The organism is Agrobacterium fabrum str. C58, assembly GCF_000092025.1.
Lineage (GTDB): Bacteria > Pseudomonadota > Alphaproteobacteria > Rhizobiales > Rhizobiaceae > Agrobacterium > Agrobacterium fabrum.
The window spans coordinates 55115-66327 of the sequence record NC_003064.2; the positions used below are offsets into that span (position 1 = coordinate 55115).

The 11213-nt window shown below is 57.4% G+C and carries 12 protein-coding genes; 10 read left to right on the plus strand and 2 right to left on the minus strand.

Features of this window, described 5'->3' with window-relative positions:
- Positions 1-269: 269 nt before the first annotated feature.
- From ATU_RS24220 to ATU_RS24255, 8 genes are all read left to right on the plus strand, one after another.
- Entirely contained in the window at positions 270-1136 is an 867-nt protein-coding gene (locus ATU_RS24220; protein WP_035257813.1) for a hypothetical protein, read from the plus strand.
- A gap of 35 nt (positions 1137-1171) precedes the next feature.
- Complete coding sequence (locus ATU_RS24225; RefSeq protein ID WP_010974321.1) at positions 1172-1480, plus strand: hypothetical protein; 309 nt, start codon at positions 1172-1174, stop codon at positions 1478-1480.
- Between the two features lie 356 nt (positions 1481-1836).
- Positions 1837-3096 carry an ABC transporter substrate-binding protein gene (locus tag ATU_RS24230; protein ID WP_010974322.1) on the plus strand — a complete coding sequence of 420 codons (1260 nt, stop codon included), beginning with the start codon at positions 1837-1839 and terminating at the stop codon, positions 3094-3096.
- Positions 3097-3154: 58 nt separating this feature from the next.
- The gene (locus ATU_RS24235) at positions 3155-4024 is read left to right on the plus strand and encodes a carbohydrate ABC transporter permease (protein WP_010974323.1); all 870 of its coding nucleotides are present in this window, start codon (positions 3155-3157) and stop codon (positions 4022-4024) included.
- Positions 4014-4823 (plus strand): carbohydrate ABC transporter permease, encoded by an 810-nt coding sequence (locus ATU_RS24240; protein ID WP_010974324.1) that lies wholly within the window; start codon positions 4014-4016, stop codon positions 4821-4823. The genes ATU_RS24235 and ATU_RS24240 overlap by 11 nt, the downstream gene beginning before the upstream one ends.
- 16 nt (positions 4824-4839) lie before the next feature.
- Positions 4840-5589, plus strand: a complete 750-nt coding sequence (locus tag ATU_RS24245) for a glycerophosphodiester phosphodiesterase family protein (RefSeq protein ID WP_010974325.1) — start codon at positions 4840-4842, stop codon at positions 5587-5589.
- Positions 5586-6629, plus strand: coding sequence for an ABC transporter ATP-binding protein (locus ATU_RS24250; RefSeq protein ID WP_010974326.1), 1044 nt, complete (start codon positions 5586-5588; stop codon positions 6627-6629). The genes ATU_RS24245 and ATU_RS24250 overlap by 4 nt, the downstream gene beginning before the upstream one ends.
- Positions 6601-7527 (plus strand): MurR/RpiR family transcriptional regulator, encoded by a 927-nt coding sequence (locus ATU_RS24255; protein ID WP_236762350.1) that lies wholly within the window; start codon positions 6601-6603, stop codon positions 7525-7527. The genes ATU_RS24250 and ATU_RS24255 overlap by 29 nt, the downstream gene beginning before the upstream one ends.
- A 245-nt stretch (positions 7528-7772) precedes the next feature.
- On the opposite strand, the gene ATU_RS24260 is transcribed toward ATU_RS24255, so the two are convergent.
- Positions 7773-8225, minus strand: coding sequence for a MarR family winged helix-turn-helix transcriptional regulator (locus tag ATU_RS24260; protein WP_010974328.1), 453 nt, complete (start codon positions 8223-8225; stop codon positions 7773-7775).
- A 132-nt stretch (positions 8226-8357) separates the two neighbouring features.
- Here ATU_RS24260 and ATU_RS24265 point away from each other — a divergent pair, with 132 nt between their 5' ends.
- Together ATU_RS24265 and ATU_RS24270 are read left to right on the plus strand one after the other, a co-directional pair.
- Complete coding sequence (locus tag ATU_RS24265; protein WP_010974329.1) at positions 8358-9179, plus strand: alpha/beta fold hydrolase; 822 nt, start codon at positions 8358-8360, stop codon at positions 9177-9179.
- Positions 9180-9251: 72 nt separating this feature from the next.
- The gene (locus tag ATU_RS24270; RefSeq protein ID WP_010974330.1) at positions 9252-10019 is read left to right on the plus strand and encodes an alpha/beta fold hydrolase; all 768 of its coding nucleotides are present in this window, start codon (positions 9252-9254) and stop codon (positions 10017-10019) included.
- Between the two features lie 298 nt (positions 10020-10317).
- Here ATU_RS24270 and ATU_RS24275 read toward each other — a convergent pair whose 3' ends face one another.
- On the minus strand, positions 10318-11211 hold the full coding sequence (locus ATU_RS24275) for a dihydrodipicolinate synthase family protein (protein ID WP_010974331.1): 894 nt from the start codon (positions 11209-11211) through the stop codon (positions 10318-10320).
- Between the last annotated feature and the right edge of the window lie 2 nt (positions 11212-11213).

An 11213-nucleotide genomic window follows, 5' to 3' on the forward strand; every position in this document is an offset into this window, starting at 1 on the left:
GTCCCCGGTACAAATCCGCCTCCCGCCTCCGATGAGGGCGGGATGAGGCCCGGCCGGACAGGTTGGACGCTCGACTGCCGTTTCGTTGGCCGCGATGAGAAACCGGAAAAACCATCGCGTTCGTCATCCCTGCCACGTCCGGTTGACACGGCCTGGAACCTCGACACTGAGAAGAGTCCAGCCGTGATTTAGTTCCAACCAACACCGCAAGCGGCCCAGCCTTTTCGCGGAAGATTGAAACTGTAGGTCAACATAGCCGTTTCCACAGCATGAGCGACGAGCAATCAACGGAGAATGTCGAAGCCGCAGCAGGAGAGACGGTGTCCTTTCCGTTCGACCGCATGACTGTCGAGCAATTTAGGACGCGTTTCCCCAGAGCGCGATGGAGCGACACCCGGAAGGCTTGGTTCGTGCCAGGCAAGACTGCCGCACGACGTGTTGTGCGGTGGCTTGCCGAACTCGAAGCAGAGGCCGATGCGTTCGCCGACGCAAAGGGCAGGGATGCATTCGAATTCGACCCGATCGAGAGCTGCTATCTTGCACTCGGAAAAGCGGGCTTTCTGATCAGGACGCCTTATTCGCGCACGGTCGTCGACGAACCGCGCGAGATCCCGTATTCGCGGTGGGACGGCGATCAGAAGATCTGGCACGTCCCTTACCGTTCATATCAAGAGCTCCGCAGCCACTGGCCGGCAATCGAGGAGGCGGCGAGAAGAAATGAGCCTGAGGAACGGCGGCGTCGAGCTGAAGCCCGAAAAGGCTCCGAGGAGGAGGCGAAGTCGAAACGACGCTCGGCTGAGCGGAAAAGGCGGCGATACCCTCTCGCAAGCGACGACCTTCCTCCTTTGGACCGTGTCGTCGGCATTCAATATGGCCTTGTGATCTTCACGGAGATCACTGGGGAACTCGTCGACCCAGAGGCGATGGCAGAATTCTATCCGGGTGTCACAGAAGATCACGTCTGGGGGCTGTGGCGCAAGCCGAGGTTGGACGAACTCGTACGCACAAGGCCTGCAAAGGTAGCACACGCGGAAGGCGCCGAGTGGTGGCAGCCGACTTTAGAAGAGCTTCGACCAGTCCGGCGGGCCGCTCGCCGGGGAGAAGACAGAAAACTTCGCAACAACGGCGCACCCTGAGAGTTTCACTTTCATCAAAGCCAAAGGAGATTATCATGGCAGACGACAGCACCGTTACCATCCGCGCGAGTTTCTCAACGCGTGAGGCCGCCGACCTCGCGGTCGAGCATCTCGTTCAAAAGCAGGGCGTGTCGCGGCCCGACATTTTTATACAGTCGGCCACCGACGAAAACACATCCGGTTCCCGCGCATCCGGCGGAGACGCCTCGCACGCCGATGGTACTCGCCATGACGGCGCCCTCGATGGTGACGTCGAGGTTTCGGTCGACATCGCTGCGGATCAAATCGCGGCCGTTCAACGCATTTTCGGAGATGTCGGGGCGATGAGGGTTTCGAAGGGCTGAGAAGGATGGTCGCGCAAGCGCACCGTTGGGCACGGCTGTCATCGATCTCGCTGTCTCTAACGCTGTTCCAATCTCCGCTCATTGGCTACTAGCAGCTACTCCCCTGGTGGCCCCGGAAGCCCGGCAAAACGAACCGTCGTCCCTCAATAAGGAATTTTAGTGCGTTAGGTCTGGCCTAATTGCAGGGCCGACGGTTCGTATCCGTTCAAGGTGAAGCATGGACACTCGGTTCTCGCCGGTGCCAGACACGAGCGCTGATCGAACCTGTCATCAAAACGTCGCAAGACCTTCAAGAAAGTGTCTCCTGCAATTGCTAGACAGCCGTCATTGCAATTCTTTTTGCACAGGAGATACGGATGTTACAGAAATTGCAGCTTGCCCTCGCAGCCAGCGTCCTTTCACTCGCCGCGGGGGTCTCTTCGGCTGATGCTGCCACAACCGTGAGGTTCTGGCACAGCTTCAACAAATCGAACGGCGAGGCGCTTGACAAGATCATCGCAGGTTTTGAAGCCGCCAATCCCGATACCGATATCGAAGCCGAGTATATCGGCAGCTACAACGACATCATCGCCAAGCTGCAGGCCGCCATTCCTGCACGCCGTGCACCAGATGCAGTCATCCTTGAAGTCACGCGCTATGGGCTGTTTGCTAACAACAATCTCCTGACCGATCTTACCCCATATTTCGATGCCGACCCACTAAAGGACGATCTCTACGATTACGCCCGCGAAGTCGGGGTAATCAACGGCAAGAATTACGTTGTGCCGTTCAACTCCTCGACCCCAGTTCTGTATTTCAACAAGGACATCTTCGCCCGCGCGGGTCTCCCGGCTGATACTCCCCTGAAGACGTTCGAGGATATCTCCACAGCAGCCAAGACGATCACAGAGAAGCTTGGCTCCCAAGGTATCTCCGGTATCGCAGCGCCGGGGCAGTTCGCGCGCTGGGGTCTGGTCATGGCGAATGATAGCGAAATGATCGATCCAAAGACCGGTGAAATCGTTCTGGATAAGCCGAACACAATCGAAGCTTATCAGTGGATGGCGTCGCTTGTGAAGGACAGCAAGGTCGCATCGCCGGACGGCGTCACCGAGGAAGACAATGGTCGCGACGCCTTTCTCGCCAGGAAGGTCGGGATCATGATGAACTCGACGGGCAATTACGTCGGTTCGAAAAAGGCCCTGGGAGGCGATCTGGTTGTTCGGCCGATGCCATGCAATAAAACATGCTCCGTTCCGATCGGCGGTGCTGGAATTGGCATCATGTCCACTTCGGAGAAGGATGTGCAGGATGCTGCTTACAAGTTTATAAGCTATGCAGCATCGCCTGAAGCAAACGCAACCTGGTTTGCGGGAACAGGCTACCTGCCGATCAACAAGAAGAGCGCGGACCTTCCGGTCTCCAAGGAAGCCCTGGCAACGCAGCCTGGCATCGATGTAGCGATCGAATCTCTGCCCGTCGCGCACGGTCGTGCTCGGACGACCGTGGTCACCTGGATGCGCACCACCGAATACAAGATGTGGGAAGCCATGGCGCTCGGTCAGCGTGATGTTGATGCGACAATGAAGGACTTTGCTGCGCAGACGCGCGCCGAAGAAAAGCGCGTCAGCAACTGATCCTCTCGTGAAAAGGGTACCGGCGGACGCCTCAAGCGTCTGTCGGTGCGGTCATTACATGCTTCGCAAGCTCACACCTTATCTCTTCGTGGCGCCGCTGATGATCTTCATCGCGCTGTTCACCTACATTCCCATTCTCGCAAGCCTAAATCTCAGTTTCCGCGAATGGAATTTCCTTTCCCCGAACATGCCCTTTGTGGGGTTTCGAAATTACGAGCAGTTGCTAGCCTCCCGTGATCTGTGGAACTCCCTTTGGGTGACGACCCTGTTTGCAGTACTATCCGTGCCGCTGCGGCTCGGCCTCGCACTGGTAATCGCCGCCTATCTCGTGCGCGAGTCCGTGCATGTACGTCTGCTGCGCGGCGCCCTGTTTCTTCCCTCGGTAACGTCCACTGTCTCCATCGCCGTAGTGTTCTCCTGGGTTTTCTCCACGGATTATGGCATGGCCAACGCATTGCTCGGCACCTTTGGTCTGGGCAAGGTTCAGTGGCTGCAGAACCCTCATCTGGCGCTCTGGGTACTGATCTTCGTCAACACATGGAAGCAGATCGGCTACGACATCGTCATCTACATCGCGGGCCTGCAGGCAATTCCGCGCGAGTTGTATGACGCAGCAGCTGTCGATGGCGGCAAGCGTCTGCATGTATTCCGTCGAATTACCATGCCTTTGGTCATGCCAACCACGTATTTTTTGCTGGTGATATCGGTCATCGAGGCCTTCCAGGTATTCACGATCGTCAACGTGATGACGAAAGGCGGTCCGGCAGGCGCAACCGACATGCTCGTCAGCCTCCTCTATGAGATCGGGTTCGTGCTTTTCGATATTGGCCGTGGGTCGGCACTGGCGGTGTTGCTGTTCATCCTGCTGGTCGGGCTCGCGATACTGAAATCTCGCATCATCGGCCGGAAGGTGCACTATGAAGCCTGAGAACCCACTTCTTGCCGGCCTGGCGCTGGTCGCCGGCCTGCTGTTTCTGTCTCCCGTGCTCTATTCCATCTGGATGTCGTTCCAAACGGTGGATGCCTACTACGCTGGCGAGCTCGGGTTCACCTTAGATAACTATGCGCGCGCAGTAGGGCAGTACAACTTCGCCCGTTACCTGCTGAACAGTCTGATCGTCTCGGCGATGGTGACGCTGCTCGGTATTACCTTCGCGACCATGGCGGCCTACGCCTTCGCACGGTATTCGTTCAAGGGCGGTGATTTCCTGTTTGCAGCAACCGTCGCAACGCTGATGATCCCGAGCCATATCAGCCTCATTCCGAATTATCTGACGCTGGCGAAGGTCGGGCTGCTGGACAGCTATGCCGGACTGATCTTGCCAGCGATATCGAACGGATTCGCCGCCTTCTTCCTGCGCCAGTACATCCGGGGCATCCCGAAGGCGCTGGACGAGGCGGCATACATGGATGGCGCAACGTCGCTGCAGGTGCTGTGGCGCATCATCGTGCCTCTGTCACGCCCGGCCATTGCATCCATGGCTCTCTACATCTTCATGACGGAATGGAATAATTACATCTGGCCGCTCGTCGCCGTCGGCAAGCAAGATATGTACACGCTGCAGATCGGCCTTGCCCGCCTTTACCGCATCAACCCCGGTGAAGGCCTGATTGACTGGCCGCTGGTCATGGCCGCATCTACGATCACCATTCTTCCCGTTCTCCTCGGCTTCCTTCTGGTGGAGCGCCATCTCGTGCGCGGCATCACCATGGGCGCGGTCAAATAATCCAGGACATTCAGATATGACACGCATTGCATCCCACCGCGGCGGTACGCTGGAATTCGGCGACAGCACACCCCATGGTTTTACCGCCACCGCCGCCATGGCGCTGGAAGAAGTCGAATTCGATCTTCACCCCACGGCTGACGGCGCCATCGTTGTCCATCATGATCCGACGCTCGATGCCACCACGGATATGACCGGCGCAATTGTGGATATGACGCTCGCCAAGGTGAAAACGGCGACCATCCGCTACGGCGCAGGCAGTCATCCGATGACGCTCGAGGAATTGTGCGCGCTTTATGTGGACAGCCACGTCAATTTCCGCTGCGAGATAAAACCCGGTGTCGATGGTCTTCCGTATGAAGGTTTTGTTGCTCTTGTCATCGCGGGGCTGGAGCGCCATTCCATGCTGGAGCGGACAACGTTTTCGTCTTTTCTTCTAGCATCCATGGATGAACTCTGGAAGGCGACGACACGTCCCCGGCTCTGGCTGGTCAGTCCATCGGTCTTGCAGCAATTGGGACCAGGAGCCGTTATCGAGACGGCAATTGCCCACAGCATTCATGAGATCGGTGTACACATCGATACCGCCGATGCGGGCTTGATGGCGCAAGTACAGGCCGCCGGCCTCGATTTCGGTTGCTGGGCTGCTCACACGCCCTCGCAGATAACCAAAGCGCTGGACCTCGGCGTGAAGGTCTTCACGACCGACCGCCCGACGCTCGCGATCGCTCTCCGCACAGAACATCGAATGGAGGCCTCCGTATGAGCGGGATTTCTCTGCGCGACATTCGCAAGACCTATGTCAACGGTCCTCAGGTGCTCCACGGCGTGTCATTTGATATTCAGCAAGGTGAGTTCGTAGTGATCGTCGGCCCGTCCGGCTGCGGAAAGTCCACACTTTTGCGCTTGATCGCTGGCCTTGATCGCTGCGAGGACGGCACCATCGAGATTGGTGGACGCCTTGCGAATGATCTCGCGCCGCAGCATCGCGACATCGCCATGATCTTTCAGAATTATGCGCTCTATCCGCATATGACCGTTCGCGAGAACATCGCATTTGGTCTGGAATTGCGCGGCATGAAAAAGTCGGAGCGCAACGAGCGCGCTCAATGTGTCGCAAAAACACTGCAACTCGAAGCCTATCTCGATCGTAAGCCAGCAGCTTTGTCCGGTGGTCAGCGCCAACGTGTTGCAATGGGTCGGGCGATGGCCCGCAATGCCTCAATCTTTCTGATGGACGAGCCGCTTTCGAATCTCGACAACGCTCTCCGGATAACCATGCGCACCGAGATCAAGGAACTTCACCGGCAGCTTGGCGCTACCATGGTCTATGTCACCCACGATCAAACTGAAGCTCTATCTCTGGCCGATCGTATCGCGGTCATGAAGGATGGCCATCTTCTGCAGTTCGATCGGCCCGATGTGATCTATGATCGCCCGGCCAATCGTTTCGTGGCAAGTTTTCTCGGCAGCCCGCCAATGAATTTCGTGCCGGCCGACCTGCTTCCGGGCTGGATCGGACTGCAGGGTCTGACAGCGGGCCTGCGCCCTGAAATTCTCTCCGTACACGCCGAAAAACCGCATGGGACAGCGCTCATGGCGCGCCTGCTTTTGTGCGAAATGACCGGTGCAGATGTGCTTCTTCATTGTGAAACCCCGGCTGGGCGTCTGACGGTTTCGGCTCCGCGTCAGGATATGCCGAAGGATAAGGGACAATTCTGGATTGCTTTCAACCTTGACCGCGCGCTGTTTTTCGATAGCCGAAGTGGTGAACGTGTTGATCTTTCGCCTGCAAACCAAGCGTGAAAGGGAATTTAGAAAACACATGGACAAGCAAGATGCACCGCTGGCTTTAAGCGATTTGATAAGCCGTCATTCGACGCGGCTGACTGATGCCGACACGCGCCTCCTCGATGTTCTGATAAAGGATCCAATCCGCGCGGCGATGGAGAACGGCAAGGATGTTTCTTCACGGGCAGGCGTGCATCCGGCCTCTGCGGTGAGGCTCGCGCGCCGCCTTGGCTTCAAAGGCTATCCGGAGTTTCGGGTGTTTCTGCAATCCAACCTGAGGGAAGGGGGCGGAGATTTTGAGAATCCTGCAGCGCGGATGGCTGCCCGGCTGATGCGGGCCGAAGACAACGGCCTGTTGGCGTCGGTCCTGGACAGCGAGATCGCTGCTCTTCAGCAGGCCCGCAACAGTGTCTCCGATGCCGATATTCGTGCGTTTTCGACCAGCCTACGCGACAGCCGTCGAATTTTCATCTTCGGACGCGGGCATTTTGCGGCGCTGTCATCCCTTATCGCGCTTCGCCTCAGCCGCTCCGGCTACGAAGCGATTGATCTTGCTAGTCAGATGCACCAGCTTGTGGAAGTGCTGGCAACACTGACCGCCGAAGATGTCGTTTTGTTTCTGGCCTTCCGCAGGGCGCCGCCACTTCTCCAGGAAGTACGCGAGATTGCAGGACGGCGAGGGGCAAAAACACTGGCTGTGACGGATGTCGGGGGCACACGGATCGATCCGGCACCCCACCATCAAATTCTGGTCTCACGAGGTGATCCAGGTGAATCGCAGTCTCTTGTGGTGCCTATGACGATTGCCAATGCGATTATCCTCGACCTGGCATCCATCGATAACGGGCGCTCGTTACAATCACTGAGTGAGTTCAAATCGTTCAGGTCATCGTCACGTCTAACTGTTTGCTAAAAGGTGAGCCCACGGTGAAGTCTGCCTCGCGACGCCGGGCTGCTACCTGCCAGTCCTGGCGAAGCATCCAATTGAGGTGATCACGTCGGCAGTGGTCCGGCTAAGATAAGAGCGTTGTCGCTGCCTGCTTTGAGCCAGACTCGGAAACCTTTGAGATTGCCCGCGCAGCCGGCGTTCATGTGAGTCAACTCTTTCGCTGGTGAAAGGAGCTTTGCCGGATCGAGGAGCCAAGGTGCGTTGCGGCGCTACGTCTTGATTTTGTCCCGTATGGTGTCGAGTGATTGCTTGATCGCTCGCAATGCCTCGGCATCCACTCCGACGGCTTCTTCGATACAGCGCATGATATCGGCGGCATGGGCTCTGAGCGCGCCGCCTTTCTCTGTCAGGTGAATGAGCACCTCCCGTTCGTCACTGCGGTTCCGGGTCCTGGTGATCAGCCCGGCCGCCTCCAGCCGCTTGAGGAGCGGTGTCAGGGTGCTTGAATCGAGGAACAGTGTCTTCCCCAGCTCCCTTACGGTCTGGCCGTCGCGATGCCAGAGTGTCACCATGACCAGATACTGCGGATAAGTCAGACCGACTTTGTGGAGCAGCGGCCTGTAGAGCTGTGTGAATGCGTGGCCGGCTGAATAGAGAGAAAAGCACAGCATGCCGCTCACGTCGGTCAGGCTGGTTTCGGTGTTAGATGGGACGGTTGTCATAACGGGCTCCTTTCGCTCTAAATAATTTGTGCGCGATTTAATTGCAAGCGCTTGACAGGGCGTATGTTGGTGAGCATATAGATCGTACACAAAGCAATTGTGCACTATCTATTTAAATGACAGGAGAACAGCATGTCGCGTTTCACCACCACTGACGGTACCCGCCTCTTTTATAAGGACTGGGGCGCAGGGCAGCCGATCCTCTTTGCCCACGGGTGGCCGCTGTCATCCGATGCATGGGACCAGCAGATGCTGTTCTTCAGCCAGAACGGCTTCCGCGTCATCGCCCACGATCGCCGCAGCCATGGCCGCTCGGATCAGACATTTGACGGCAACAACATGGACCAGTATGCCGACGATCTCGCCGAACTGATCAATGCACTCGACCTGTCGGACCTGATCTTGGTTGGCCATTCGACCGGTGGCGGCGAGGTCTCGCATTATGTCGGCCGTCATGGCACGGCTCGTGTTGCCAAGGTGGTTCTGGTGGGTGCGGTGCCGCCGGTGATGCTGAAGACCGTTGACAACCCGAACGGTACGCCGATGGAGGTATTCGACAGTATCCGCGAAAACACCGCGAAGAACCGTTCGCAGTTTTTCTTCGATCTGACGGTGCCTTTCTACGGCTTTAACCGGGAAGGTGTCGCGACCAATGACGGCATGCGGGAAAACTTCCGCCGCATAGGACTGCAAGGCGGCGTCAAGGGCCAGTACGATTGCATCCGGGAGTTCTCTGAGGTCGATTACACCCGTGATCTGAAGAGTATTGACCGCCCGACGCTGATCATCCATGGCGATGACGACCAGATCGTTCCGATCGATGCATCTGCCCATCGGGCTGCGGACCTCGTGGCCGATGCCACGCTGAAGATCTATTCGGGCGGCTCCCACGGACTGGCAGAGACTGAGGCTGATCGTTTCAACGCCGACGTGCTCGCCTTTATCCACGGCTGAACATCCGCAGCTTTCCCTGCGACAATCGAAGCATTTTTTTCCACCACGTGAACCGAAAGAAAAGGAACTCCCATGTCCACGTTTGTTGCCAGTCTTGCCGTTGCCGGCGCACTGCTGTCGGGTAATGCCGTTGCCCAGCCGGCAAAGCCCACCGTCGTTCTCGTTCACGGAGCCTTTGCCGACTCCTCAAGCTGGAACGGTGTCACCCGGATACTGCAGAAGGATGGCTACCGTGTCGTTGCTGCCGCTAATCCTTTGCGCAGCGTCTCATCCGACGCCGCCTACATCTCGGATATTGTTGCGAGCATAGCCGAGCCTGTCGTTCTAGTCGGCCATTCCTACGGCGGCCAGGTAATCACCTCCGCCGCCAATGGCAGGGATAACGTCAAGACGTTGGTGTATGTGGCGGCATTTGCGCCGGATGAGGGGGAGGCGGCTGCTGATCTTGCCGGAAAGTTCCCGGGTGGCACGCTCGGCCAGGCACTCGCTGCACCTGTCAAGCTGGCGGACGGCAGTACCGACCTTTCCATCGATCAGGAGAAGTTCCACGACCAGTTTGCTCACGATGTGGGCGTAGACAACGCTGCGCTGATGGCGGCCGGGCAGCGGCCCATCACTGAGGCGGCACTGACGGAAAAGTCAGGCAAGCCGGCCTGGAAGGCGCTGCCGTCCTACTTCGTCTACGGTGATGGCGACAAGAACATACCGGCCGAGGCACTCGCCTTCATGGCTGAACGGGCAGGCTCAAAGCACACAGTCGTCGCAAAAGGTGCCTCTCACGTGGTGATGGTCTCGCAGCCAGAGGTGGTCGCAGCCCTTATTGAAGAAGCGGCGAACTAGGCTCGTTCCCGCGCAGAAGACCGGCTCCTGCGGTCGGTCTTCTGCGGAACGAGACGGGATCACTCGTTCGGATCGCTTCAAGGCGTTGGAAGCGTAGACTTCCATTACTTTCATCAACGAAAATCCGATCAAAAAATAATTTGTTCAGTGTAGTGAAAGACGTCCAAGCCTAGACTGGATTTGCGCCATAAGGCGTCTAATAATTCGGCTAGTGGAGAAGGAAAATCGCAAGCTCCCGTGCGATTGCTCCTCGATCCTCGCAACCGACCGTTTATCAACCAGACAGTGTCAGGAGTTGTCACGCCTTTGTTACTAGAAGGCCATATTTTCTGAGGATTTCCTCAATCTTTTGATCCTGTTCTGCATCGGGAAGTAATGCTGGCTGCCGACTGGCTCCGACAGAGGGGTCCTGTAAATAAAGCGCGCGTTTGACCATGGCTGGAGGAAAGCCGTGGGCGTAGAGATCGGTGCGGAAAGCTGTGTAGACGGACTGTTGGCGTTCGGCGTACGTGATATCTCCAGAGTTGAAGCCATTGACGATGCCTGCGAGAACGTCGGGCATCGCGTTGCCGAGACCGGAGATGCAGCCCGCGGCTCCATTTTGCAGTGCCCAGAGGACGAGATGATCGGGCCCGGAATAGACCTCGAAGCCATCGACCTCCTTTGAGACCTGCAAGTAAGCTTCCAATGTCTCCTGCGCGCCGCCGGAATCCTTGATCCCGGCAATATTGCCATGGGTCGCCAGCTTTCGTGCCGTTTCGGGTTCGATGTGGTTCTGGGTGCGCGCTGGAATGTCATAAAGATAGACCGGCGTGTTCACCTCATCTGCCACCGTAGAAAAGTGGCGAATCAGACCATCTTGCGTGCAGGCGATGAAGAATGGTGTGATGACGGCAATGCCCTTGACGCCGATGCGGTCGAATTCCTTGGCAAGTTGCAGCGTCTCGAATGTTGCCGGCATGCCCGCATTGACGATGACATCGACCTTTCCGCCGACTTCATCGACAACCTCTTCCAGAATCCTGATTTTTTCGGAATGGGTGAGAGCGGTAAAATCACCGTTGGTGCCTGCGCACATGATGTTGTTGCCAGCCGTCACCTGACGGCGAACCTGCGCGCGGGTGGCTTCGTAGTTGATGGTCTCGTCATCGTTAAAGCAGGTCACGATCGCGACGAAGGCTTTCTTGGTCATCA

What these genes read in the sequence shown, in the direction of transcription:
- ATU_RS24220 (WP_035257813.1), top strand. Translation starts at nt 270, where the DNA reads ATGAGCGACGAGCAATCAACGGAGAATGTCGAAGCCGCAGCAGGAGAG.
- ATU_RS24235 (WP_010974323.1), top strand. Translation starts at nt 3,155, where the DNA reads ATGCTTCGCAAGCTCACACCTTATCTCTTCGTGGCGCCGCTGATGATC.
- ATU_RS24225 (WP_010974321.1), top strand. Translation starts at nt 1,172, where the DNA reads ATGGCAGACGACAGCACCGTTACCATCCGCGCGAGTTTCTCAACGCGT.
- ATU_RS24230 (WP_010974322.1), top strand. Translation starts at nt 1,837, where the DNA reads ATGTTACAGAAATTGCAGCTTGCCCTCGCAGCCAGCGTCCTTTCACTC.
- ATU_RS24250 (WP_010974326.1), top strand. Translation starts at nt 5,586, where the DNA reads ATGAGCGGGATTTCTCTGCGCGACATTCGCAAGACCTATGTCAACGGT.
- ATU_RS24265 (WP_010974329.1), top strand. Translation starts at nt 8,358, where the DNA reads ATGTCGCGTTTCACCACCACTGACGGTACCCGCCTCTTTTATAAGGAC.
- ATU_RS24240 (WP_010974324.1), top strand. Translation starts at nt 4,014, where the DNA reads ATGAAGCCTGAGAACCCACTTCTTGCCGGCCTGGCGCTGGTCGCCGGC.
- ATU_RS24260 (WP_010974328.1), bottom strand. Translation starts at nt 8,225, where the DNA reads ATGACAACCGTCCCATCTAACACCGAAACCAGCCTGACCGACGTGAGC.
- ATU_RS24245 (WP_010974325.1), top strand. Translation starts at nt 4,840, where the DNA reads ATGACACGCATTGCATCCCACCGCGGCGGTACGCTGGAATTCGGCGAC.
- ATU_RS24275 (WP_010974331.1), bottom strand. Translation starts at nt 11,211, where the DNA reads ATGACCAAGAAAGCCTTCGTCGCGATCGTGACCTGCTTTAACGATGAC.
- ATU_RS24270 (WP_010974330.1), top strand. Translation starts at nt 9,252, where the DNA reads ATGTCCACGTTTGTTGCCAGTCTTGCCGTTGCCGGCGCACTGCTGTCG.